General features: G+C 46.6%; 21 protein-coding genes and 1 pseudogene. 4 read left to right on the forward strand and 18 right to left on the reverse strand.

Going from position 1 to position 24,318, the window contains the following annotated elements:
- Positions 1-145: 145 nt before the first annotated feature.
- From ACHWTJ_RS12295 to ACHWTJ_RS12350, 12 genes and pseudogenes are all read right to left on the reverse strand, one after another.
- Positions 146-1,072, reverse strand: coding sequence for an LCP family protein (locus ACHWTJ_RS12295; protein ID WP_294749681.1), 927 nt, complete (start codon positions 1,070-1,072; stop codon positions 146-148).
- A 13-nt stretch (positions 1,073-1,085) separates the two neighbouring features.
- On the reverse strand, positions 1,086-2,258 hold the full coding sequence (locus ACHWTJ_RS12300) for a DHHW family protein (RefSeq protein ID WP_394679789.1): 1,173 nt from the start codon (positions 2,256-2,258) through the stop codon (positions 1,086-1,088).
- A gap of 15 nt (positions 2,259-2,273) precedes the next feature.
- Entirely contained in the window at positions 2,274-3,662 is a 1,389-nt protein-coding gene (locus ACHWTJ_RS12305; RefSeq protein ID WP_294749683.1) for an MBOAT family protein, read from the reverse strand.
- Positions 3,652-4,137 (reverse strand): hypothetical protein, encoded by a 486-nt coding sequence (locus tag ACHWTJ_RS12310; protein WP_294742997.1) that lies wholly within the window; start codon positions 4,135-4,137, stop codon positions 3,652-3,654. Before ACHWTJ_RS12310 ends, ACHWTJ_RS12305 begins: the two co-directional genes overlap by 11 nt.
- Positions 4,134-5,234 (reverse strand): non-hydrolyzing UDP-N-acetylglucosamine 2-epimerase, encoded by a 1,101-nt coding sequence (gene wecB, locus ACHWTJ_RS12315; RefSeq protein ID WP_294749685.1) that lies wholly within the window; start codon positions 5,232-5,234, stop codon positions 4,134-4,136. The genes ACHWTJ_RS12310 and wecB overlap by 4 nt, the downstream gene beginning before the upstream one ends.
- A 112-nt stretch (positions 5,235-5,346) precedes the next feature.
- Positions 5,347-6,087: pseudogene (tagH, locus tag ACHWTJ_RS12320) on the reverse strand (teichoic acids export ABC transporter ATP-binding subunit TagH); the annotation flags it as partial.
- A 17-nt stretch (positions 6,088-6,104) separates the two neighbouring features.
- On the reverse strand, positions 6,105-6,905 hold the full coding sequence (locus ACHWTJ_RS12325) for an ABC transporter permease (RefSeq protein ID WP_294743003.1): 801 nt from the start codon (positions 6,903-6,905) through the stop codon (positions 6,105-6,107).
- Entirely contained in the window at positions 6,902-8,194 is a 1,293-nt protein-coding gene (locus tag ACHWTJ_RS12330; RefSeq protein ID WP_294743005.1) for a nucleotide sugar dehydrogenase, read from the reverse strand. The genes ACHWTJ_RS12325 and ACHWTJ_RS12330 overlap by 4 nt, the downstream gene beginning before the upstream one ends.
- A gap of 278 nt (positions 8,195-8,472) precedes the next feature.
- On the reverse strand, positions 8,473-9,726 hold the full coding sequence (locus ACHWTJ_RS12335) for a glycosyltransferase (RefSeq protein WP_294743009.1): 1,254 nt from the start codon (positions 9,724-9,726) through the stop codon (positions 8,473-8,475).
- Positions 9,723-11,039 carry a glycosyltransferase family 4 protein gene (locus tag ACHWTJ_RS12340; protein WP_294743012.1) on the reverse strand — a complete coding sequence of 439 codons (1,317 nt, stop codon included), beginning with the start codon at positions 11,037-11,039 and terminating at the stop codon, positions 9,723-9,725. The genes ACHWTJ_RS12335 and ACHWTJ_RS12340 overlap by 4 nt, the downstream gene beginning before the upstream one ends.
- On the reverse strand, positions 10,934-11,938 hold the full coding sequence (locus ACHWTJ_RS12345) for a bifunctional 2-polyprenyl-6-hydroxyphenol methylase/3-demethylubiquinol 3-O-methyltransferase UbiG (protein WP_294743013.1): 1,005 nt from the start codon (positions 11,936-11,938) through the stop codon (positions 10,934-10,936). The genes ACHWTJ_RS12340 and ACHWTJ_RS12345 overlap by 106 nt, the downstream gene beginning before the upstream one ends.
- Positions 11,935-14,559, reverse strand: coding sequence for a glycosyltransferase (locus ACHWTJ_RS12350; protein ID WP_294747682.1), 2,625 nt, complete (start codon positions 14,557-14,559; stop codon positions 11,935-11,937). Before ACHWTJ_RS12350 ends, ACHWTJ_RS12345 begins: the two co-directional genes overlap by 4 nt.
- A 287-nt stretch (positions 14,560-14,846) precedes the next feature.
- Between ACHWTJ_RS12350 and ACHWTJ_RS12355 the strand changes: the two genes are divergently transcribed.
- Positions 14,847-15,011, forward strand: coding sequence for a hypothetical protein (locus tag ACHWTJ_RS12355; protein WP_023467459.1), 165 nt, complete (start codon positions 14,847-14,849; stop codon positions 15,009-15,011).
- A 58-nt stretch (positions 15,012-15,069) separates the two neighbouring features.
- On the opposite strand, the gene ACHWTJ_RS12360 is transcribed toward ACHWTJ_RS12355, so the two are convergent.
- Complete coding sequence (locus ACHWTJ_RS12360; RefSeq protein ID WP_394679790.1) at positions 15,070-16,065, reverse strand: NADP-dependent oxidoreductase; 996 nt, start codon at positions 16,063-16,065, stop codon at positions 15,070-15,072.
- 188 nt (positions 16,066-16,253) lie between these two features.
- Here ACHWTJ_RS12360 and ACHWTJ_RS12365 point away from each other — a divergent pair, with 188 nt between their 5' ends.
- Positions 16,254-17,312, forward strand: coding sequence for a PTS transporter subunit IIC (locus ACHWTJ_RS12365; RefSeq protein ID WP_294743023.1), 1,059 nt, complete (start codon positions 16,254-16,256; stop codon positions 17,310-17,312).
- 84 nt (positions 17,313-17,396) lie between these two features.
- On the opposite strand, the gene ACHWTJ_RS12370 is transcribed toward ACHWTJ_RS12365, so the two are convergent.
- From ACHWTJ_RS12370 to ACHWTJ_RS12380, 3 genes are all read right to left on the reverse strand, one after another.
- Positions 17,397-18,026 carry an HAD family hydrolase gene (locus tag ACHWTJ_RS12370; protein WP_294743029.1) on the reverse strand — a complete coding sequence of 210 codons (630 nt, stop codon included), beginning with the start codon at positions 18,024-18,026 and terminating at the stop codon, positions 17,397-17,399.
- Positions 18,027-18,039: 13 nt separating this feature from the next.
- Positions 18,040-18,603 (reverse strand): DedA family protein, encoded by a 564-nt coding sequence (locus tag ACHWTJ_RS12375; protein ID WP_035398399.1) that lies wholly within the window; start codon positions 18,601-18,603, stop codon positions 18,040-18,042.
- A gap of 131 nt (positions 18,604-18,734) precedes the next feature.
- Positions 18,735-19,169 carry a YkvA family protein gene (locus tag ACHWTJ_RS12380; protein ID WP_294743034.1) on the reverse strand — a complete coding sequence of 145 codons (435 nt, stop codon included), beginning with the start codon at positions 19,167-19,169 and terminating at the stop codon, positions 18,735-18,737.
- Between the two features lie 136 nt (positions 19,170-19,305).
- Between ACHWTJ_RS12380 and ACHWTJ_RS12385 the strand changes: the two genes are divergently transcribed.
- A complete protein-coding gene (locus tag ACHWTJ_RS12385; RefSeq protein ID WP_294743038.1) occupies positions 19,306-20,055 on the forward strand; it encodes an SDR family NAD(P)-dependent oxidoreductase in 750 nt (249 codons plus the stop codon).
- A 334-nt stretch (positions 20,056-20,389) separates the two neighbouring features.
- Positions 20,390-21,634, forward strand: coding sequence for a murein hydrolase activator EnvC (locus ACHWTJ_RS12390; RefSeq protein ID WP_294743040.1), 1,245 nt, complete (start codon positions 20,390-20,392; stop codon positions 21,632-21,634).
- A 61-nt stretch (positions 21,635-21,695) separates the two neighbouring features.
- Here the strand turns inward: ACHWTJ_RS12390 and ACHWTJ_RS12395 are convergent, their stop codons facing one another.
- Positions 21,696-23,345, reverse strand: coding sequence for a methyl-accepting chemotaxis protein (locus ACHWTJ_RS12395; RefSeq protein ID WP_294743043.1), 1,650 nt, complete (start codon positions 23,343-23,345; stop codon positions 21,696-21,698).
- Positions 23,342-24,316: a BMP family protein gene (locus tag ACHWTJ_RS12400; protein WP_294743046.1), complete on the reverse strand. Its 975-nt coding sequence runs from the start codon at positions 24,314-24,316 to the stop codon at positions 23,342-23,344. The genes ACHWTJ_RS12395 and ACHWTJ_RS12400 overlap by 4 nt, the downstream gene beginning before the upstream one ends.
- Positions 24,317-24,318: the final 2 nt, after the last annotated feature.

Consider the following 24,318-nt stretch of genomic DNA (forward strand, 5'->3'; position numbering starts at 1 on the left):
TTCATTCTGCATCCGTTTACAAGTCCTGTCAAAGCCTATTTGATGATTCGAACAGAAAATAAGACTTTTGAACCAAAGTGATTCGGTTGGATGAAACACGACAAAAAAGAACCATCCGTTTGGTAGACAGTTCTTTTTTGTGCTTTTAAGAAGACGCGAGGATGGCGTGAAGTTTAGCTTTCGTTTGTCTCATGGATTCATCCGATGCAAAGAAGTACCATACCCCATCGTTTGCGATATAGCCTTCTCCGTCTAGCTTTAATGGTTTCAGCTGTTTGAATCCCGGCTGATTTTCTTGAGCAAGTTGTGCCGCCACGTCAAAACCGATGTTCGTCGCGAAATTATGCTTCATGACATTCGTGATTTCTTCCATCTTGGTCAGTAAACGAGGTCCAGCCAGTTTAGCACCGACGGCTTCTAAAACTTGACGTTGTCGAATCTGTCTGCCCATATCGCCGAGTGGATCCTGTTTTCGCATACGTGCATAACCACTCGCTTCTAGACCGGTCAAATGAATTTTTCCTTTCTCATACTCCTTTTGTAGACGGCGGTCGTTCCAGCTGAAGGCGGATGGATTATCCACTGTGACACCGCCAACAGCATCAACCAATTCAATCAAACCATCCATATTAATCTTAGCGTAATATGGAATATCGACATCAAACGTCTGTTCCACCGTTTCGACCGTCTCCTTCACCCCACCATAGGCATACGTATGATTGATCTTCGTCTTTTCACCCGTCGGTATTGTGACTTGCATGTCGCGTGGAATGGACAACGAAGTCGCTTGCTTCGTTTTCGGATTAAACGAGAGTAGCATGATCGCATCTGCCCGTCCCTTATCATTTTTACGCTCATCCACACCGATCAAAAGGACATTGACTGGCTGCATCGATGCGAGCGGCTTTGCTTGTTTTCCATCCAACGGCTGTAAAAAGGAATGTGCCGTTTGTTGGATTTTTAAAAATGCCAGTCCCGTCGAAGCGCTAGCAACCAGGACGACCACGAGCAGAAGCGCACTGATGACGCGCCATATGATCGGAGGTCTTCGTTTATCGATGCGTGATTTCATACTCTGTTCTCCTTCACAATTTGTCCTCGTACGTCTTCATCAAACCGGCAATGTTCGAGTTGTGCAGAAACAGCACTGAATCGATTTGCTTTTGTTTGGCGAATCGGGAAACGTCAAATGATTTTGGAACGTATCGGATGTCCACGACTTCTAAGTTGGCACTTTTCGCAAGCAACGGTAACACAGGATTCGCAAACGAATCCTTTAAGACCAAGATCGTCGGACGATTTCGATTCGCCGCTGATTTCATTGACATGATACCGTGATTTCCACGAAGGAATACCTCGTACCGATCGACGTAATCACCTTCTTGTTTGACGAATGATTCATCGATGACAGGACGTCCACATTTCCCTTCATAACAAACATCAATGCCGTTGAAGAACGCAGGAGCATAGTAATCCAGACGATCACCGGACGCCGCATAGGAGAGCGTCGTTTTTCGAGCTAAAGATCCGTAGTAAGCATGTTGATCCTCTTTCCGCCACTTCGTCTCAGGTAACGCTGTTGACAGCCTCATCCCTTTTGTGATGACTTGGTAAGCTTCTGTTGCACCATCGATGTTCCAGTGATGATCCGTCTTGAAGTAGTCACTTAACTTCAGTTTCTGCAAAGAAAGATTGGTCATCCCCGCTGCTTTAAAGTCTCGTACCATTCCTTCGTAACGTACCCTCGCATTGGAAGCGACATAAGACGGAATTAGTTTGTCCCGTTCCGCGATGACGGTTTTAGACGGTGCTAACGCCATATAGACCGGACGATCGACTTCTTCAACGAATTGTTTGAAGGCTAGCGGAATTTTTACGTTTCCTGATGCACTCGGTTCAATCATATAATCGTTTTTTGCCGTATAAATGCCATTGCGAAACGGCTGTCGAAAGACATCTTTTGATAAAAGCGCCTGTATCTCGACGAACGTTCCTCGCAACAGTAACTGATCCGTGAAATAGGTCTCCATCTTGAGCATATCTTTCCCCGTGGCGATTCCCTCGACGGTCGGATCGACCGATTGGGCAAGTGTCCGGTTCTCAAGCTGGGAACGGACACGGTCTTCCCGGACAATCGTTCCGAGTCCGATCGCCAGTAACACAACAATGAAACTGATACTCGTCACCCACATCATGATTCGTTCGAAAGAAGGTTTTTTATTCGTGTGCTGTTGCGTTTTCATCAATGGCTGTTCCATGAATAGACCTCCTTATTAGAACCGGAAATAGATGAACGGATTAAACGTACTCGCAACGAGCGCCGATGTCGCAAGGAACAACATCAACATGGCGTACCCATACTGCATCGTCGTTCCGACTTTCCCGAGAGAGACGACGACACGTTCTCCGAGATATTTTGGAATCGGTGTCGCCGCGATACACGCGACAAGGAGCAGGACACCATTTTGAACGAGTTGGTAACTCGCCCGATCATCCCATAGCACATCGGGTACAAACATCGCTTGAATATACGTAACTGCCTCCGGGAACGTCTCTGAACGGAAGAATACCCAACCGACGAGCACGAGGACCAGCGTCCAGACTGTCGAGACGACTGGCATGCGCTCCAGCCATTTCCCGAGAAATGCTTTCTCAAGCATGATCCAAATTCCGTAATATGCACCCCAGGCGACGAATGTCCAACTCGCACCATGCCAAAGGCCTGTCAACATCCAGACGATTGCCAGATTTCGATATTGCCGCCACGGCGAAACGCGATTCCCTCCTAGCGGAATATAAACATAGTCGCGGAACCAGGATCCGAGTGAGATATGCCAACGACGCCAAAATTCTGACACGGATTTTGAAATATACGGGTAGTTGAAGTTCTCTAGGAAATGGAATCCGAACATCAGTGCTAACCCGATCGCCATATCGCTATATCCAGAGAAATCAAAATAGATCTGTAAGGCATAAGCAATGATTCCAATCCATGCTAGTCCCATCGAAAGGTCTTTCATATTAAAGACAGCGTCTGCGACTTGACCACATCCGTTCGCAAGAATCAATTTTTTCGATAGTCCGATCGTAAAGCGACGAACACCCCGCGCAAAATCCGATACCGTCTCTTGACGCGATTCGATCTGACTTGCAATCGTGTTGTAGCGGACAATCGGACCTGCGACAAGTTGCGGGAAAAACGCGATATAAAGGGCAAGGTCGAGCGGATTCTTTTGCACCGATTCCTTCCCTTTATAAATATCGATGACGTAACTCATCGCATGAAATGTATAAAAGGAAATCCCGAGCGGTAAGACGACTTCCGGAACGAACCAACTCAGTCCAAATGATTCATTAACGGAGCGGACAAAAAATCCGCTGTACTTAAACCAGCCAAGCAATCCGAGATTGACGACAATCATGCTAAACATGATCCATTTCACTCCGACACGTTGCCGGTAAAGATCAACGAATAGGGCAAAGAAGTAATTGATCGCGACGCTGAGTAGCATCAGTAAGGCGAAGCGTGGTTCTCCGAACGCATAAAAGAACAGGCTGGCAACTAACAGCCAGCCGTTACGGAATGTCCGAGGTAGCACATAGTACACGAGCAGTACTGCCGGCAAGAACAAAAATAAAAAAATCGTCGAACTAAACAGCATAGGTTGCTTCCTCCTCTGCCTTGACGTATTGCGCGATAGCGAGTTCGCGGAGATGGACCCGGAAGCTCCCTTCGTTTAAGAACTTCCAGGCGATTTTGAAATAAGCCGCTCCTGGCACACGCTCCATCTCGAGCTGTACGATCGTCTCATTCGTCAACGTCAGCTGCTCTGTCTCAGAAACCATACGCTTCTTCTGTCCATACTGCATCTTGAATACTTGAACGACACATGGTTCCTCCACTTCAAAGCGGCACGTCACTTGAATGATGTCCCCTGTTAGTTCAGCGTCTTTTCGATACAGTTTTGAAGGCGGATGTTGAAAGCCTTGATCGAATAGTTGCAGATACAGTTTGTCAGTCGCTATCGCATCCTGAAAATCAAAACACACCCCCGGCGCTGCATCTTCGAGCAAAATCTTTTCCTGCGTACCGAACGGAAAAAACTGATAGCTCGCGACAGTCAGCTCCTTATTCATACCGGTACCTCACTCATGATCGCATCGACGATTCGCTCTGCTGCCTGTCCATCACCATACGGATTCGCAGCTTGCGCCATCGATTGATAGAAGGCTTCGTCCGTCAATAATTGATGGCTCATCGCATAGATGCGCTCTGGATTCGTACCGACCAGTTTCAAGGTTCCAGCCTCGACGCCTTCAGGTCGTTCCGTCGTCTCCCGTAAGACAAGAACGGGAACGCCGAGTGAAGGTGCTTCTTCTTGAATCCCACCTGAATCTGTCAGGATGAAGGAAGCACGCGCTGCCAGGTTATGGAAATCAAAGACATCGAGCGGTTCAATCAACTGAATCCTCGGATGATGTTCCAAACGAGCTGCTGCTTCTAGCACGACTGGATTCGGATGGACTGGATAAACGATTTCGATTTCCGGATGATCATTTGCCAACCGTTCAATGGCATCAAAAATCGTCGCCAGTTGTAAATGATTCTCACGGCGATGTACCGTCAGCAAGACGAGTTTTCGTCCTGACTTCTCAAGTCGCGTCAGAACAGGATGCGTGTAGCTAGTAGAAACGGTTGTTTTGAGTGCATCAATGACCGTATTGCCCGTTACAATGATTGGTGTCTGTTTATTCTCAGCACGTAAATTCATCGCCGCTTGTTCGGTTGGAGCAAAATGATAATCCGCCAACACCCCTGTCAATTGACGGTTCATCTCTTCCGGAAACGGCGCATACTTTTCATACGTCCGCAGTCCTGCTTCAACATGACCGACTGGAATCTGTTGATAGAACGCCGCTAAAGAAGCAGCGAACGTCGTCGTCGTATCCCCATGGACAAGGACGAGATCCGGCTGTTCCTTTTCGAGAACTCGACGCATCGCATTGAGGATACGCGCTGTCATTTCCTCTAACGTTTGACGCGGACGCATCAAATCCAAGTCATGGTCCGGAGTGATCTGGAACAATTCAAGTACTTGATCAAGCATTTCTCGGTGTTGCGCCGTTACGACGACGATTGGTTCGACGTCTGAGCGGTTTTCAAGTGCTTTTACGACGGGGGCCATCTTAATGGCCTCAGGTCGTGTTCCGAATACAAGCATGACACGTTTCATCTACTTCATCCCCTATCTCATTTCATGACGATCGTTCGATCGTCTCGCCTCTCATCTGTTGCTCAATGTCACCAATTCGACCGGTTCGTTTTTTCGAAACATAGTGAGTGGCTTGCTTTTTAGATAACTGTTTGTACCAATATAAATATTTGTTGTATTCCGCGAGTGTTTCATTTGTTGGACCAAATAAGCGCACTTCGCCGTATTCCAGCCAAAGAATCTTCGTACAAAAGCTTTTGACTTGATTCAAGGAATGGCTGACGAAAAAAATCGTTTTTCCTTGATCCCGGAATTCGCGCATCTTATCGAGACATTTCTCAGTGAATGTTTGATCGCCAACGGATAAGGCCTCATCGATAATCAAGATATCTGGATTGATATTGATCGAGATGGCAAAACCAAGACGTGCCCGCATCCCACTCGAATAGGTTTTGACTGGCTGATCGATGAACTCTCCGATATCCGCGAACTCTAGAATTTCCGGTGTGATCTCCTCGATTTGCCGTTTAGTCAGTCCCATCATCAATCCTTTGAGTTCGATGTTATCGCGACCTGTCAGTTGACTGTTCAATCCACTCGAGATGGCAATCAGTGCTGATTTTCCTCCTAACGTGACCCGTCCATATGTAGGCGGTGTGACGTTAGCAAGTAAATGGGATAATGTTGATTTCCCACTGCCATTGATTCCTACAACTCCCACGATTTCTCCCTCTTCAACAGAGAAGGAGACGTTTTTGAGCGCATAAAAGGATTTTCCGCTCACTTTTCCAAATAATACTTCCTTTAATTTATCGATTGGACGCTCATAGAGCATGTACCGTTTTGAAACGTTCTCAAACACGACGTGACTCATCGTCTTTCCTCCTATACCTATACATAATCAATGAAGTAGCGTCGGAAACGAATATGGACCGCTGCTCCGACGAGCAGGATACCAAGTGTCACACTCCAAAAATAAGCGCCATACCAGATGTGATCCATCAAGTAACCGGTTCCGATCAAGGCGGAGCGGTACCCCTCAATCAAATAGACGAGCGGATTCAACATCAACAGCATCTTAAACAGTGAATGTTCTGGTGGAATCCACATGATCGGTGTTAAATACATCAGCATCCTTATCGCGGATGTCACCATGTTCTGGACGTCTCGTATCATCGTAGCAAGAGCAGACAATAACAACGAGACGGCATAGAGAAAGATGACGCCGGCTGGAACGATATAAAATAGCTCGAGTGTATGCCACCCTGGGAAGTAACCAAACGCACTCCCTAAAATGATCGTCAAGGCAATCATCGCAAGGTGTCGATAAAATTGCGCCAAAATGACATATGCCGGAATCGTACTTAACGGAAAATGCATTTTGGAGACGAGCGCGACCCGACCGTAAATCGACCTTGATCCACTTGGAATCGTACTTCCGATGAAAAACCATGCGATCAGGCCACTAACGAGCCAAAAGACGAACGGAATTCCGTCAACAGGATGTCCACCACGGATACCAAAGCCAAAGACGACCCAGTACACCCCAATCTGAAGGAGTGGCGTCATGATCTCCCAGAACCAACCTAGATACTGCATGCTATACTGACTTTTTGTTTCATAGAGTGACAGCCGAAAGATCAGATACAGATGATCTTTCAGCTCCCCTCCGATCGTTCGCAACGCATTCATATTGCTTTCGCATCCACTTCCGTCACGCGGTGCGTATGCAAGTTACCGAAGTTGAGGACCTTGACCGCATCGAGTTCACGGACAATTCCTTTTGTATCGAAAAGTAACGGTGTCCGCATATAGTTTGCGAGACGACGTGAATCGAATTGTTTGAATTCATCGTGGTCGACTAAGACGAGTGCTAAATCAGCGCCTTGGATTGCTTCCAGCTCATCGACGAGTTCGAATCGTGTCGAGATCGAACGTTCGACGTGTGGATCACAGACAGCGACATCGAGCCCACGATCGAGCAATTGTTCAATGACTTCGACAGCTGGACTCTCGCGCATGTCGTCAACATTTCCTTTATACGTCACACCGAAGACGGCGATTTTCGGACGAACACGTGAACCGACGAGACGAGCCGCTTGTTCAGCGACAAATTGTGGCATCTGGACATTCGTTTGTCGTGCCGTATGAATGATGCGTGCAAGCGATGGGGCTTTTGCGACAATGAAGTACGGATCGACTGCGAGACAGTGACCACCCACTCCCGGTCCCGGATGATGCAAGTTCACTCGTGGATGCATATTTGCCATCTCGATGACGTCTAAGACGTTGATCTCAAGCTGATGACATACTTGCGTCAATTCATTCGCGAGAGCAATGTTGACATCACGGAACGTATTCTCCATCAATTTCGACATTTCAGCTGTCTTCGCGTCCGTCCGAACGATTTCCCCTTGAACGAATGTTTCGTAGACGGCTGCTCCCGCCTCTGCACATGCTGGCGTCAATCCTCCGACGATCCGGTTGTTATGAACAAGCTCGTGTAAGATTTGCCCTGGTAACACACGCTCTGGGCAATGAACGACATAAACGTCTTCACCAATCGTAAAGCCGGCTTCTTCAATCAGTGGACGAACATGGTCATCCATCGTGCGTGGCGCGATCGTTGATTCGACGATGACGACGTTTCCTTTTTCAAGGAAAGGCAACATGTTGTTGACCGCTGAAATAACATATTTTAAATCACATGATTTATACGTATCATTCAAGTTCGGTGTCGGGACGGCGATTAAAAACACATCGGCTCGTTCTGGCGTAAGTGTCGCTCGGAATTTTCCGTTGGCGACGACCCGTTTGATGACATCCTCGAGTCCTGGTTCTTCAATATGAATCGTTCCCGTGTTCAGAAGGTTGACGATTTGTGGATCGATGTCGACACCTACGACCTCCGTGCCGTGATCCGCGAACATCGCAGAAGAAGGTAATCCAATATATCCTAGTCCGATTGTACAAAGTTTCATTTTGTCATTCCTCCATCGAGTTAGTCATACTAGCCAACAAACGGTCTGTGGCTTGGCTGTAACTAGACCATAACGACATTTCCTTTGCTTTCCAATGCTTCTAACCATCTCTTAAACCATTCTTCACAGACCTTACATTTGAAGCGTTTTCTATTGTTTTTGTAAATCTTATGAAGCTTTCACGAAGACTTCGGTGCCATTTGTACCAAACAAAACGACCCGTCAAGAATCCACCTGCATTCCACGTGGATTTCCCTTCGAGTCGTTGACTGTTTTTCTTATTTTGTCCCAGATTCCATGAAAACCGAGTCATATACGGCTAACAATCGTCCTTTTTCTTGCTCCCAGTTGTATTGTCTCCTTGCTACGCTTGCTCGCTCCTGCATCGCCTGTCGCAAGCTCTCATCCTTTACTAAACGGTTGACCGCCTCAGCGATACTGTGCGGCGATTCGACATCGACGATTAATCCGATTCCTTCCGAATCGACGACACGACGAATTTCTGGTAAGTCTGCCGCGATAACAGGAATCAATGCCGCCATGTATTCGAATAGTTTATTCGAAGAAGCGGAATAATGATTGAAACAGACGTTTTGGAGGACTTGAAAGCCGACGGTCGCCGCTGCAGTGTAGCTTGGTAGTTCAGCAAGCGGAACCTTCTCAACGAAGCGGATTCGAGACTTTTCTGATGATTGCGCAGCCATTTGCATCAGCTTTCCTTTTAACTTTCCATCCCCAACGAAAATCAATGTTCCTCGATTGATGAACGGCATCGCTTCAATGAGCCGCTCCAGTCCACGACCTTCTTGGATCCCGCCTTGATACAACAAAATCGGCTCGTCTGATGCAAGTGCTAATTCTTCTCGTAACGGTCGCGGTTGCGGAACAACCGGTTCGTAAAACGGATAATTGTGCAAGACGGACGGTCGTGTTCCGTATAACTTTTGATGGTAATCCGCACGCGTGTCATTTTCAACGATTGTCTGATCGACGAAATGAAGCAACCAGCGCTCTAGTTTCCCCTGCATGCTACCATAGCCTGTCCGATCGGTCTGGACTTCATGTGAGTCATAGACGATTTTCGTACCACGCGCCGCCCCAATCGCTTGTGGTAACGTATTGACATCGTTCGCATGCATGACGTCGTACTCATGCTTCCGGGCAGCACGTGTCATACGAAGAATCCCAAAACTGTTGTAGAGGGCGTAACGGATGAATCGACTTCGCATCAGTAAAAAGAACACGAGCATCACGGGAACGAGCCATGGCGCAAGAAGCGCACCCATCAATCCAATAGCAAGAGTCCGCTTTTTTCGTTTGCGAAAGAACGGGAGCCACCTTGCAAAAGGTGGCGTCCGGTCGATTCGAATGACGCGAAAACCAGGCATCGGATATTCGACTTCTGGAAGTGTGCCGTCATTTAAGCAGTATAGGTCCACACGGTGTCCTGCTTCGACGAGTGCCGTACATTCACGTAAGACACGGGCGTCATTCGTAAAAGGATTCCAAACAAACATTCCAATGCGCTTCATTCTGCGACCGCCTTTCGTGACTGCGTTTGTTCGATGGCTTCAAACAAGCGCTGTTCATTTTGTTCCCAATCAAAATGGCGTTGGACGTAATCCACACCCGCCCGTCCCATCGCTGCACGTTTCTCTGGATTTCGCGATAACTCGAGAATATGATCAACGATCTCTTCTTTTTTCCGCTCGATCGAGACATACCCAGCTCCTGCCTCTTCGATGACATGCGCCGCGTGTCCAGATACCGCACCGACGATGGCACATCCCATCGCCATGTAGTCGATGATTTTGCCTGGTGTCACTGTATCGAATGCTGTACTTTCAACAAGTGTCGCAAAGGCAATATCACTTTTTGCGAGTTGTTTCAACGCATCCCAGCGTGGCATCGCATCAAGAAACTCGATGTTCGTCAATCCGCGTTCCTTAACGAGTCGTTCGAACGTTTGCTTATGGTAACCGTAACCAACGACTTGAAAACAGATATCCTGCTCTTGTTGAAGTTCCTGTGCAACATCAAGCAACAAAAACACATCTTGTGCAAGTCCAATATTTCCGGTGTACACAACGCGAACTTGTTCTGATACTTTTCGACGTTTGATCAACCACTCGTTTTCCTCGATGGAGTTCGGGATGTAATGAATTTTTTCCGGTGCAATGCCTCGTCCCTCGATATACGATCGAAAACCCTCACTATTGATGACCAATTGATCTGCCTGGCGATACATCCATTTCTCAAGCCAGTAGAGCGGAGTGAGTAACAAACGTGATTTCGTGATGCCGACACCAATCAACGATTCCGGCCATAAGTCACGTACATCAAGAATCAAGGGAGCCTTCTTGACGTGTTTTGCGACGACCCCGACGAGTCCCATGAAGATAGATGGCGTCGTCGCATAGATGTAGGCATAGGATTTCGGATCATTCCGCACTTCTTTTATCGCAAGCACGAATTGTTCCACGAACAAGCGAAGACGTCGCCATAAATTATTCGTTGCCCGGACATCACGCGGCTGAATACGGGTCACATGTGCCGTATCGAGGCTCGGTTCATCCCAGAACATCGAGTCCGTATAGAGTTCTGCCGTCGGATAGAGCGGTTCTGACGTCAGCACATGGACGTCATTTCCCGCTTGTTCCATCCGTTTGAAAATATTCTTCATTCGGTTTGCCGCACTACCGATTTCTGGATAGAAATTTTGACAAATCATCAAGACGTTCATCGACGACTCCGGCGTTGTTTGAGTTGACGTCGGAACTTCCAGTAGCGGACGACGACTTTTCCGAGTTTTGAGCGCGCGAGTGAGCGGTACTTTGATTTCCATGACGCATTCGCCTCCAGCAATTCTAGATTTGACATCAGTGATCCTTCAAATCGGTCAAGCAATACGGCATATTGTTCTTCGAGCATCTTGTATTGTTCATGCTGTTCCTGCAGTTGCTGTTCATGACGTAGCGATTCTGCTCGAATATGTTCCAATTCTTCCGTTTGTTCTCCTAACCGTTGAACTTTCCGTTCTAGATTCTGTTGTTTACGCTTTAAATCAATGATCGTCGCAAGATGCAATCGTTCCACCTCTTCAAAGGCATCCTCGAGCCATTCGACTTCCGCTGGTAAAATCGATCGACTGTCTTGTGGTTCTGGATAGACTTGGATCGTGACTCCGAGCCACTTATCAATCCGCTCGACCGTCTCGATTTTACCAAAAGGTGTCAACTGCTCAAGCAATTGATTTAAATAGTATGTCCGTTTATGATCCGCATAATCGTTTACTCCGAATGGGACTGTGATGACGAGTCGTCCTTCTGGTGCGATGAACGAGACGGCTCGGGCGATAAAGCGCTCGGGCTCTCCGATATGTTCCAGTACTTCCGTCATCAAGACTGTATCGAATTGAATGTCAGGTGTGTACGTCATGACATTTGCTTCATGTAATTCTACTTTTTCTTTTACGGATGCTGGTTCTTCAAGTAAGGCTTGTTTGGCCTCGATGATCGCTTCCGGTAGTACATCGATTCCGACGACATGTTTCCCTTCCCGTCCAAGTAAAATCGGAACGACTCCACCCGAACACCCGATATCTAAAATGTGCTCCCCTTTTGCTTGTCGAACGATCCAGTGAACACGCGCGCGGACTTTTTTACCGAATCCACCACCTAACTGATCGTAGTAGGCAGCTCGGATTTGATCTTTGGGGCGTGCTGTTTTCATCGATGCCGTCATTTCTGCACCTCCTCGAGTAATAAGTGTTGGAGTCGATCTGTTTCCTGTCGATCTGCAAGTTCTATGAACTGACGGATCAATGGGTTCGTCAACGTGATGGGTTCATAGAAACTGATGATCGTGCGTAACAATGCGACACTCGGTGCGAAATCCTTATCACTGCAGTAGCGCAATTTAACGAGATACCAATGCTCGAAGAAATGCTCGAATCGTGTTTCCTTGTATTCCTCCAGTACTCCATAACGAGCGAATTTCTCAGCTCGTGCCCGCTCTCGGACGACACTTCGTTCGAAGAACTTCACCGTCAATGCATTCACGGTCGATCCGGCAACTGCCGCATAATAATAATGGATGACTCGATTGACGAGTAAGACACGATTCGCGCGAAGCATCAATTCTTGGAAGAACAAGGAGTCCTGACCGACCGCACCGACGACCTGTTCCAATTGATGTTCGAGCAGGAACGTGCGACGGACGACAAGTGCTTGAATGCTTTGTACCGCAAACCGATGTTTCAATAGAAAAGCTTTCGGATCCTCGCAAACCGTTCGTCCTTGTTTACGAATCGTCGGTAAGGCGATGATACTCGTCTTCTCAGCCAGCTTTTTCATATGCCCTGCCACAAAATCAAGTGATGGATCATTTTCTAGTTCTTGAAGCAAAAAGGCGTAACGATCACTGAGTACCTCGTTATCCGGATCAAGGAACGTCACATAGTCAGCCCGCGCCATCTCGACTCCTTTGTTACGCGGACGTGAAGCACTGCCGCTTCCGCCTGTCTCGAAGAAATAGGTTCTGACATTTCCATAGCGTCGTGCGAGACGCTCTACGGCTTGACGTGTCGCTATGTCCGTCGATCCATCATCTACGAGTAAAATCTCCGACTCCATGAATCGATCCATTCGCGTGAGACTGGCGAAACATTTATACGCGAGGTGTTTTCCATTGTTATAGATCGGAACGACGACCGAGAGTTGTGGGGTCTGATTCGTCGGTACTACTACCTGTTCATTCCATTCAAATTGATCGAGCAACAGTGTTTTTCCGTTCAATTCATCTGCCTGGAACATGTCATATCCGATATCTGACCTCCAGATAATTGCACCGTTTCGACTACCACTCATCTCTTTTAGATAATACGGATGCTCGCTTCCCTTTCGAACGATGCTGGCGTCGCTATATTTAAAGCCATTCACGAGGTCCTCTAAATAAAATTCGCCGTAGGATTCCTCTCCATCCATCCAAGCAACGAGATCGGCTTGATTATAGGTTTGCTCCGTCAACATATCCGCTGAGACGATTTCGTCTGGTGTGAGACTTTGGCGATCAATCACGTCACGAATGGATTCTCCGTCCTGAGCGACAACGACTAATAAACGATGTTTTCGTGTCTCAGGTATGCGCCCGATGAACGCTAGAATCTGATCCATCCGCTCGAAGACTGTATGTCCCGTCATGACGGCACGAAGTCCTTCTGCTCGGAAACGCTCGATTTCTTCTTGCGACGTGCGCTCCACGATCGCTGTCGCCTCTTGTGCGTCATGCACGGTAAAAATGTTTGGAAACTCATTATTGACCGCGATACTGTAATTCGACAGAATCAAATTCCCGAGTGCTTGTGATTCATAAACGCGTCTGGCGCACATCGTTTTACTGTATTTAATGCTGTTCAAGTTCAAGACCCAGTCATAACATTTACTGACTTGTTGTAAGGCATCATAAGGAATCGCTGGTGCGACCCGTGATTGATAGCGTTCCGGGAACTGGTAAGCTGGTAAATCTAGGTGATAATTCCGGTCCACGATATCGAGTTCGTGCGAGGATTGCATCACCCCATCAAATAACATTTCCGTGTCTTTCACACGCTCCGGATATTTTGCCATCCAGCTACCGGCAAATAAGACGCTCTGCTTTCGACTACGTGTCGCCCCGATTGGATTATGAATTAATGGATTGACACCAAACGGCATCGCCATGATGCGATTGTGTCCACATAAGACACGGTATTCAGGGATCATCGCTTCATCTGAAGTCAGAACGTAATCCGCAGCTTGCGCCACATCTTGAAAACGTTCATGATTGCTCGGGTCTTCTGTCGATTGAAAAACAACTGGAATGCCTTTATCTCTCACTTCTTGCATCATCGCAAGTAATCGGTGTCGCTTCTTGGAGTTCGGTGTGGCGACACCTTTCCAATCATCATTTTGTAGTCCCTTCCAAGACGAAATAACTAAAAATAGATCAATTGGTCGTTTGAAGACATCTTCAAACGTATCAGAATTAACATAATGAAGATGAGCTGCATCTTCATAGTAGGCATACATGAATTCCGAACAGACGATGGCTATCTCGATTGGTCGTTTTTCATAGTAACGCGTCGTCGTCCGGACCGGTATAGGTGAGACATCCAATTGATCTAAAAGTGATGCTTGGCTATTTTGTCGATAACGTGTCGTCGTGTTTTTTGAAGTTCGAACCGATGGCAGATGCAAGACGTCCAGTTGACGAAGTCTTCCGAGTGACTCTTTACTTGCTGCCGTTTCGCTTGTGAGCCGCTTCTTCTCTTCGCGAACCCAGTTCAGTTGCTGCATGATTTGTCGTTTCCATTTTTGATCACTCACACGTAAACACCCTTCCTCTTTTCAACTCTTTCTTAGTCTACGGAAGCAGTTCAAAGGCTACTTGAAGGACTTGCAAGGTTTTTGTAAAGACTTCATGAAGCTTTTTTGGATTTTCCTTACATTCCAGTTCAGTCAACCTGTATTTCCTAGGAAATCGACCGGTTTCACTTTCTTGTCCGTGGAAGTCATTCACATGTTTTCAAAAACGAATCTTATGCACTCTCATTGTTTTGGATTTAAAAAACGGGGAAACATTACTACGTACTGATAAAAGGAGATGACTGGACATGTTAAACGAAAAAAATCATGATTTACCAGATGAAAAGGCAGACGTTGGTCTTCATCCGGATCCTGATCCAGCTGAGACATCGGATCCCGGGATCAAGCCTGCGGAGACACAACATCCGGATCCTGATCCAGAAGAACTCGAGCGCGATCGAAAAGATTCATGAATCTCACGCCATAGAAAAAGAGGTTGCGGAAATGATTCCGCAACCTCTTTAGGCATGTTTATTTCACTTTTACTAATAGTTTCCCCGTGTTCGATCCATCGAATAAGCCAAGAAAAGCATCTGGTACACGATCGAATCCTTCAAAGATTGTCTCTTCGTATTGTAACTTCCCTTCACTGACCCATTGACCGAGTTGCTCAGCTGCTTCCTTAAATCGTTTGCCGTAATCGCCCACTAGGAAACCTTGCATGCGCGCACGCGCAATGATTAATTTTGATTGAACACGTGGACCGATGTCCTGTTGAGCGTTATACCCAGAAATAGCGCCGCAGACTGGTACCCGCGCGAATGGATTGAGTCGATCAAGGACTGCATCCCCAATCTCCCCACCGACGTTTTCAAAATAGACATCGATGCCGTCTGGACATGTCCGGTTTAACGCTTCCCGAATGTCTTCCGTTTTGTAGTTGATGACTTCATCAAAACCAAGATCTGCTTTTAAGTGTTGTAGCTTTTCGTCACTTCCTGCGATTCCGACGACACGCGCGCCTTTGATTTTAGCGATTTGACCGACGATCGATCCAACAGCCCCTGCTGCTGCCGATACGACGACCGTTTCCCCTGGTTGTGGATTACCGATATCAAGCAATCCGAAATACGCTGTCATCCCTGTCATTCCGAGAACACCAAGTGCTGTTGAAATCGGTGCGATCTGCTCATCGATTTTACGAACGGTTTTCGCATCGACGACTGCTTTAGTTGCCCAATCGAGCATCCCAACGACGACATCACCTGACTTGAGCCCTTCACTTTTAGACTCGATAACACGCGCTACGACACCACCGTGAATCGGTTCATCAATCTCAAATGGTTGCGAATAAGAACGTGCATCGTTCATACGACCCCGCATATATGGATCGACCGAGATATAGAGTGACTCTAGTGCGACTTGCCCTTCCTTCAGCTCTGCTAACTCAAATGATTCATAGCGGAATGTTTCCCCTGTTGGTTTTCCGTTTGGTCGTGCTGCTAATACGATACGTTGTTCTGACATGATTCATGACCTCCTCATTCAATGTACTTCTTCACTGTAACAATTCCGTTTCTGAAAGACGAATCCTTTGCTTGTTTGGAATTTTCTAACTTTTTCTTGACGTCCTTCTGTTCTTACCGTAAGATAAAACACAATTCATAACTTTTATACTGTTATGCACAAAAGCGTTACATAAGGAGAGGACTTGTATGGATTCATCTATTTTGCGTCAGCCGCGTCAATTTGCCGTTCATGTTTTAAACGGACTTAGTATCGGAATTCTCGTTGCCCTTATTCCGGGAGCACTACTCGGTGAACTCGCTAAGGCATTATTGCCATACGTGTCCGGAGCCCAACATGTTTTAGATGCCACAACACTCGCGATGCGCCTTTTACCGATGGTGATTGGTGTTGCCGTAGCCATGCAATTTAAAGTGACACCGATTGCGACCACGTCAATTGGTCTTGCGACTGTCGTTGGATCAGGTGTTGCGACACGTGCGGACGCGACGTTCGTTTTCGTCGGTACGGGTGACGTCATCAATGCCGGACTAACGGCAGCTATAGCAACGGCGATCGTCTTACTGATCGGAGATCGCTTTAAGACCTACACGGTGCTGGTCATGCCGACGATTTTAATTGTCGGAGCAGGTGGAATCGGTGTTTTGACGTATCCATTCGTGACACGGATCACGACGGCGATTGGACATGTCATTTCAGACTTCACGGCACTTCAACCCGTTTTAATGGGCATTTTGATTGCCATCGCCTTTTCCGTGCTGATCGTCTCTCCGCTTTCAACGGTCGGCATTGCAACAGCGATTAGTTTATCAGGTGTTGCTGCCGGAGCTGCGAACCTAGGCGTCTGTGCCGCTGGATTTGGTCTTGCAATCGCCGGGTGGCAAGCGAATTCACGTGGAACGTCGATTGCTCATTTTCTTGGTTCTCCTAAAATTCAGATGGCGAACTTCATTCGTAATCCATTGATGATCCTACCTGTCATGTGTAGTGCCGCTATTCTTGGCGCACTAGCAGGAATGCTTGGCGTCCAAGGTACACCGTTTAGTGCCGGCTTCGGGATGTCTGGTCTAATCGGTCCGATCAATGCGTTACATCTGATGTCAGGAGGCTGGACATTGTTCAACATGACATTCGTTCTTGGATTATTCATCGTCTTACCAGTCATCCTTTGCCTATTGTTCCATCTGCTCTTCCGGAGATTCCGTCCATGGATGAGTGCAGAACCATACCGACTGGATTTTGAGTAAGTTCATCTTTAGTCGTTCTTTCAGCACAAAAAGCCAAGCCGACCGTCTATGAAATCGACGGATCGAGCTTGGCTTTTTGTACATTTATTTGATTACTGATAGTAAGTCAAGCGGTGTTTCGATGACATGATCCGCCGAATCCCACTCGGATTTTGCACCAAAACCATATTGGCATAAGACGACCGGCATGTTTTCCTTACGAGCCGCTTCGACATCAGAAGACCGGTCCCCGATCATCCAGTAGGATTCTTCCCCAAACTCCTCACGGTGCGCTCGTAAGATGTCCGCTTTTTCTTTCCCGTTAACGGATTCCAAGCATTTCGGACTCGTGAAGAACGAACGAATGTCTTGGCTATCCAGCACAAGGTTTAGATAGTGGTTACCACAATTACTTGCTGTTGAAATGGTATGTCCCGCTGAAACTAGCGCTTCTAATAAAGATCGAATTCCGTCGAACAAGACGTTCTGTTCTGCCATCGTCGCTTCTAGATGACCGTGTCTTTTTTTACGAATCAACCGAATATCCTCTTCTGAGGCTTCCGGAATCGCTTTACGCCAAAAGGCACTTCCTGCCAACCCATAACTTGCTTGTACACTCGATTGAGAAGGTTTTGGAAGATGCGGCATGTCCTCCATCGCCCGATGGATTGCTTCTGTCATCTGTTCCGTTGAATCGATCAATGTACCGTCAATATCGAATAAGATAATTGCCATGTTCCCACTCCTTTTAGATCTCTTTTTTTGCTTTTCTCTTTTTTTGAATCAAGTAGCCAACCGTAATCAACACACCTAAACCAATCCAAACGATTGGATGATTGAGATGGTGCAATTTTCGCCATTCATGCCCGACGGCTTTCCCGCCCCAAATGAAGATCGCCGACCAAAGGAAAAAGGAAATCGTCGTCACGACGGTAAACGTCCAGCGTGAAACACCAGTCAGACCGGCACCAATCGCAAATCCGATGCGCCACATTGGAGACAGAAGAAGGATATAGCGTCCCTTCGTCTCCATTTGTGTCTGAAACTGAAGCATTTTTGTTTCCGAAATCCGAAACCATTTGAATAAACGATTCAATAACCGTTCACTACCGAACTGACCAATCGTAAAGAAGAGGTTTTGACTAATGACGAAGCTCACTACAGCGAGGAACAACATGAATAAAAGATTGGCCTGTGCCGTATGAACGAGATATCCGGCATATGCGAGCGGCACTTCGCTCGGTATGAATGGAAACATAAGCGTCATCATGATCCCGATATAACCGTATGACTCCATCCAGTGATGTCCCATATTCGTCCCTCCTCCCGCTTTACCAACTATTTCTAGTGTATCGAACTTTCAAGAAGGCGTACAGGAAACGGCTCTTTTTACATTAGAAAGAGCGACTTCTTATAGTGAAGTCGCTCGGATCATCTATTTGATTAATACGCATCCTCACTTTGTAATGGTTGCGTACGACGCTTTTGTTGTTCATCTTGCCAGTCACTGAAACGTGTCAATTCTTCAAAAACTGTTTTTGTGACGAAAAGGATAACCGCGATATCGTCTGCGAAACCAAAACCGAGTACAAAATCAGGTACGAGGTCAATCGGTGATACGAGGTAAATCAACGCTCCGATTACTTTTAAGATCGTCGTACGACGAATGTTGCGATATTCACCTGACTGGTACGCGCGAATCATATCGACGAATAACGTCAGCGGTGAGAAGACGACGGACAAACGAGAGTTACTGTTTACCTTTGCAGTTGCTCGTTGTAACAACGAATTCGTCTTTTTCGGACGATCGATATAATCTTTTGCATCTTCGGCATATTGATTTTGTTGTTTTTCTAATTGTTGATTCGAGAATTTCATTCCTGTTTTCCCCCATTCTAAAGTAACTTCAACGCTCTTCTATTTCCCTGTTCCTACGGATGATAATCCTGTCAGGTTTCAGGATATGATGGAACGGTAAAAAAGGGAGAGAAGCGTTACAGAAAGGATGATTTTTATGAATCATGTTAATCAAACCGTCATCATTACGGGAGCCGCGAATGGAATTGGTGCAGAACTCGCCCGCACTTACGCTGCGCATGGCGCAAATGTCGTTCTTGCTGACATCGATCAGATGACAGGAGACGAATTAGTTCAACAAATTGAAGAAGATGGTGGGACGGCTTACTTCTATCACCTCGATATCCAACATGAAAAAGACGTTCAACTGTTGATTGAAAAAGCGATTGAACATACTGGTCGCATTGACATCGTCATCAACAACGCTGGCATTATGATTCGAAAACCCTTAATCGAATTGTCACTTGAGGAATGGGATCGGGTTCATCATACGAACCTGCGTAGTATCTTTTTAACGACTAAGGCCGCTACACCTTATTTGAAACAAAGTAAAAGTGGTGGTCGGATCGTCAATCTCGCTTCGACCCGCGCCTTTATGTCGGAACCGCATACAGAATCTTATGCTTCGACGAAAGGTGGCATTTTTGCTCTGACCCATGCACTTGCTGTCTCACTTGGAGAAGACGGAATTCTCGTCAACGCGATTGCTCCTGGTTGGATTGAAACCGGTGACTATCAAGAATTATCACCTGAAGACCACAGTCAGCATCCAGCTGGTCGTGTTGGAAAACCAAGTGATGTCGCTCGAGCGGCTCTCTATCTGACACACCCAGATAACGATTTCTTGACGGGCGAAACATTGGTCCTAGACGGAGGAATGACACGAAAGATGATTTATGAAGAATGATGCGTATGGAGTGCCTTTCGGGGCACTTTTTCATTTCATAAAAACTATACTTATACCTTTTTCAAACATTAATAAACCTTTTATTTATACGATGTTACAAAAATATATCTTCTGACATCATTCGGAAATCAATCAATTACATAATGATTTTTCCTTTCATATCAACATATTCTATTTATCCTTCTGTTCACGCATCATTATTTTCATAAATTCTTCATAGTTTCTGCTAGCTTCTCTTGTATTTTTTTAAAAGAATTGTAAAGTGGATTTTCTGATTTTCTTGTTAGAGTGGGATAGGTAACACTTCACAAGGGAAAGGAATGACGCTTAGTTTATGAAACGACCTTTCGGAAAGTCAATTGGGCTATCGCTCATGACACTCACTTTACTCGCAAGTCCGCTCATGACGACAACTCCCGTCGATGCGGCAAGTTCATATAAAGAAAAGCAACAACAAAACCAGCAACAACAATCGAAGCAACGCGAGGCGTTGTCTCAAAAAAATAATCAATTATCTAAAGCACAGCAACAAGTCTACGCACTGGATCAACAGATTAACGGGCTGACATTACAAGTCGTCGAAAATCAAAAGAAAATCGACGAAAACACGAAACAGATTGCTCGATTAGAAGATAAGATCGAGAAGCTACAAAAGAAAATCGAGAAACAAGAAAAAATGCTTGGTGATCGTCTAGCGGTCCGTCAGTCGAAAGCCGATAACGCTCCGCTCCTTGAAGCCGTCTTCGGCGCAAAAGATGTCGGTGATATGATTAGTCGTTTCAATGCCTTCAATACGATTGCGGAAAGCGATGCTTCTTTATTAAAAGATTACGAATCAAACAAAAAAGAACTGGCAGCTGCGAAAGAAGAACTGAAGCAGACACGCCAAAACTTGATTGAAGATCGTAATGTTTTAAAAAAGAAACAACGTGAATTGAAACAAGAAAAACAAAAGCGCACAGCACTGTTAAAACGTCTGACGTCGCAAAAGAAAAAAATCGAATCCAGCATTCTTAGCCTGAAAGAGGCATCGGCCCAACTGAAGGCACAGGAAGCAGCTGAAAAAGCGGCAGCACGAGCAGCAAAAGCAGCTGCCGCAAAAGCTGCGAAACAATCAGCACCAGCATCAGTAAGTCAAGCTAGCACAAAAGTCATCTCAAAAGCAAAAGGTAAATTCATCAAACCTGCTCAAGGCTCTGTTTCGCAAGGAATGGGTGCAGCAAGCGGCGGCAATGGTTATGCGTACCACAATGGAACCGACTTCGCAGGTCCACTTAACTCGCCAGTCGTTGCTTCTGCTAGTGGAACAGTCATTTTAGCAAGTTCCGGTGGTCCTTACGGCAACCACGTCTATATCTCTCATAATATCGATGGGAAAACATATACGACTGTGTATGCCCATATGAATGCCTTGAACGTTAAACAAGGACAACAAGTCAAACAAGGACAACAAATCGGTGTTCTCGGAAGCACCGGCAACTCGACTGGTCCACACTTGCATTTTGAAATCCACGATGGTGGATATCAATATGATGCAAACGGACGGACGAATGAGCTCGATCCAGAAAGCTTCTTCTAAGTCGCCTCAAGAAAAAGTGCACGCTTTCTCTTCCCGAGAAGGCGTGCACTTTTTGCATTCATTAAATTTTGAATTGATGTGTCTGACTGTCAAGCGATGTCGTTGTCGATTCGAGTTCTTGCATCAATTGATGAATCTGTTCGAACGAGACCTGTTGATCACGCATCGAAGCAGCAATCTCTTCATTTCCAGCTGCAAGTTCTTCCATGACGCCACTGACTGTACTGACTTGACTAACGACATGACGGGCTTGTTGTTTCGAATGAACGAGTTGTTTCGTCACGTAATCGAGCGTTTCCGTCACACTTGCTACCTTTTGACGCGTCTCACCGAATGCTTCTTGAACGTGTGTGAAGTTCTCGACCTGATTTGTCTGCTCCCGCTCCGCTTGCACGAGTGCTTCTTGTAAGACAGCACCATCCTGACGAATCGAACGAACGAGTGAGAAGATCGAACGCGTCGCCTCATTTGTCTCATCTGCTAACTTTTTAACTTCACTTGCCACGACGGCAAATCCACGACCGGCTTCTCCAGCTCGCGCCGCCTCGATGGCCGCATTGAGTGACAATAAATTTGTCTGCGCGGAAACTCCAGCGACGAGTTGCGCCATCTGTTCGATTTGTTGCGTCTGCTCTAAGAAACCTTCTAGTTTCTGACCAAGTTCGCGATTTTGTTCTGTTGATGCACGTAGTGATGCGGCCTGTTGTTCCATGATGGAACTACTTTGAACCATGACGTGATCGGCCGCCTGCCCTTCTGCATAAGCGGTTTGCGCACGTTGCTCACTCTCTTCAAAGAGTTGTTGCATATCGGACATCGTACTGACTGTCGTCTGGATATCGTCCGACACCGTTTGTGTTCCGCTCGCCATTTCATTGATCGCATGGGTCATATTACCTGAAACTTCGACGATGTTCGCATTCTCTGTCGTCGCTTCCGTACTCATCTGACGAATCGTGTTCGACGAACGACTGATCGTTCCAATGACTTCATGTAAGGTTCCTTGCATCTGTGCAACCGCTGTCTCGAGTCGACCAATCTCATCTTTTCGACCGGATACGACTAGTTCCTGCGATAAGTCTCCGTCCGAGATTTGCTCTGCTGTCCGAACGACACGGCTGATCGGTCGCGTGATGCTACGTGCGAAGAACCAGTTGTATAACGCAAGACCGATTAGAAGGAGGAATGTCGCGATTAGGACGGTTCGTGTCAAATTCAATGTCTCATCTTTTGCTTCACGTTGTAAGACATCATAGAACTCTCCATTTTTTGTATGTAACGTATAGAGATCACTGAGGACACCTTCAATTCGTGCGGCATGCGAGCGAATCTCAATTGGATTCATCACGTCCGTCAGTTCCGTTCTTTTTGCAGCGAGCGTCTTATACTTCATATCCGCCCGGTTCAACTCTTCTTGAAAGGCAGGAATCAAGTATGTCTTCTGTAGCTGATTCAAGGCTTGTTCGTTCTTTTTACTAAGTGCTTGTACTTGCTCCGCCTGACTTTCAGACGGTTGACTTGCTAGTCGGTTCCATGCCGCCTGTTCATATAAGAGCTTCGTTTCAAGCTCTGAGATCTCAACGAGCTGTTTCCCGTAATCTTCGTTATAGGACTGAATTTGACGGAGTTGGAACAAGGTCCATCCCATCAAGATGACGACACTCAAAATCGTCACTAACGTTGAGAGTAAAAATCGTTTCCGTAACGTCATTGGATCGTCACCTTACCTTCGAGCACGTCTTGTTGCAGCTGCTCTAATTTTTTTCGTTCCCCGTCCGTAAAGTTCGCGTTTCGGATTGGCGCCAACTGGATTGCCCCTTCTTTGACACCCAGGACGACTTGTCCGGATTGAAGTCCTTTTGCCGCTACATCTTGTCCAATTTTCGTAATCGCAAGATCAACTTGTTTTAACATTGACGTCATGACAGCGTCAGGCGCAATCGGGGTCTGATCGCTATCGACACCAATCGCTTTTTTTCCCTTTGTTTGTGCTGCCTCAAGAACACCGCTTCCTGTCAACCCAGCAGCTGCAAATAATACGTCTGCCTTTTTCTGCATCATTTCGTTTGCGAGCGTCCGTCCCTTTTCGGGCGCCGCAAAGTCCTCTGCGTATTCGACAAGTACTTTCGTTTTCGGATTGACCGCTTTAGCGCCAGCTATGTATCCCTTTTCGAACTTCTCGATCAGAGGCGACTTCATTCCACCGACGAAACCAATCGTATTCGTCTTCGTTTGAATCCCTGCAGCGGCACCCGCCAAGTAGCTTCCTTCGTCCTCTTTGAACGTAACCGAGAGCACGTTCGGTAACGTTGAGACAGCATCAATCAAGGCAAATTGTTGTTTCGGATATTTTTTAGCAACGGTCTCAAGATCCGTCTGCCCCATGAATCCGAGTCCGACGATGACCGTCGGCTTCTTTTTCGCCAACGCTTCGAATGCTACTTTATAGGTCTTCGTTTCATTCAATTCCCGGTAGTCGATCGACCAGCCTTCCTTCTCCCGTAACAACGCCATGCCGCTCATCGCCGCATCACTGAACGATTGATCGCCAAGACCAACATCCGACAAGACGACTGCCATTTCCTTTCGCTCTTTGACTGCCCGTTCTGGATCATCGATGACACTGCCACACCCTGCGAGGCTAAGTGTCGATGCCAGTATGATTCCACTCCATCGTTTCATTC

This window comes from uncultured Exiguobacterium sp. (genome assembly GCF_964277885.1).
Taxonomy (GTDB): Bacteria; Bacillota; Bacilli; order Exiguobacteriales; family Exiguobacteriaceae; genus Exiguobacterium_A.

Excerpts from the sequence above, each read along its gene's own strand:
- ACHWTJ_RS12295 (WP_294749681.1), bottom strand. The coding sequence starts at position 1,072 with ATGAAATCACGCATCGATAAACGAAGACCTCCGATCATATGGCGCGTC.
- ACHWTJ_RS12300 (WP_394679789.1), bottom strand. The coding sequence starts at position 2,258 with ATGGAACAGCCATTGATGAAAACGCAACAGCACACGAATAAAAAACCT.
- ACHWTJ_RS12305 (WP_294749683.1), bottom strand. The coding sequence starts at position 3,662 with ATGCTGTTTAGTTCGACGATTTTTTTATTTTTGTTCTTGCCGGCAGTA.
- ACHWTJ_RS12310 (WP_294742997.1), bottom strand. The coding sequence starts at position 4,137 with ATGAATAAGGAGCTGACTGTCGCGAGCTATCAGTTTTTTCCGTTCGGT.
- wecB (WP_294749685.1), bottom strand. The coding sequence starts at position 5,234 with ATGAAACGTGTCATGCTTGTATTCGGAACACGACCTGAGGCCATTAAG.
- ACHWTJ_RS12325 (WP_294743003.1), bottom strand. The coding sequence starts at position 6,905 with ATGAATGCGTTGCGAACGATCGGAGGGGAGCTGAAAGATCATCTGTAT.
- ACHWTJ_RS12330 (WP_294743005.1), bottom strand. The coding sequence starts at position 8,194 with ATGAAACTTTGTACAATCGGACTAGGATATATTGGATTACCTTCTTCT.
- ACHWTJ_RS12335 (WP_294743009.1), bottom strand. The coding sequence starts at position 9,726 with ATGAAGCGCATTGGAATGTTTGTTTGGAATCCTTTTACGAATGACGCC.
- ACHWTJ_RS12340 (WP_294743012.1), bottom strand. The coding sequence starts at position 11,039 with ATGGAAATCAAAGTACCGCTCACTCGCGCGCTCAAAACTCGGAAAAGT.
- ACHWTJ_RS12345 (WP_294743013.1), bottom strand. The coding sequence starts at position 11,938 with ATGACGGCATCGATGAAAACAGCACGCCCCAAAGATCAAATCCGAGCT.
- ACHWTJ_RS12355 (WP_023467459.1), top strand. The coding sequence starts at position 14,847 with ATGTTAAACGAAAAAAATCATGATTTACCAGATGAAAAGGCAGACGTT.
- ACHWTJ_RS12360 (WP_394679790.1), bottom strand. The coding sequence starts at position 16,065 with ATGTCAGAACAACGTATCGTATTAGCAGCACGACCAAACGGAAAACCA.
- ACHWTJ_RS12365 (WP_294743023.1), top strand. The coding sequence starts at position 16,254 with ATGGATTCATCTATTTTGCGTCAGCCGCGTCAATTTGCCGTTCATGTT.
- ACHWTJ_RS12370 (WP_294743029.1), bottom strand. The coding sequence starts at position 18,026 with ATGGCAATTATCTTATTCGATATTGACGGTACATTGATCGATTCAACG.
- ACHWTJ_RS12375 (WP_035398399.1), bottom strand. The coding sequence starts at position 18,603 with ATGGGACATCACTGGATGGAGTCATACGGTTATATCGGGATCATGATG.
- ACHWTJ_RS12380 (WP_294743034.1), bottom strand. The coding sequence starts at position 19,169 with ATGAAATTCTCGAATCAACAATTAGAAAAACAACAAAATCAATATGCC.
- ACHWTJ_RS12385 (WP_294743038.1), top strand. The coding sequence starts at position 19,306 with ATGAATCATGTTAATCAAACCGTCATCATTACGGGAGCCGCGAATGGA.
- ACHWTJ_RS12390 (WP_294743040.1), top strand. The coding sequence starts at position 20,390 with ATGAAACGACCTTTCGGAAAGTCAATTGGGCTATCGCTCATGACACTC.
- ACHWTJ_RS12395 (WP_294743043.1), bottom strand. The coding sequence starts at position 23,345 with ATGACGTTACGGAAACGATTTTTACTCTCAACGTTAGTGACGATTTTG.
- ACHWTJ_RS12400 (WP_294743046.1), bottom strand. The coding sequence starts at position 24,316 with ATGAAACGATGGAGTGGAATCATACTGGCATCGACACTTAGCCTCGCA.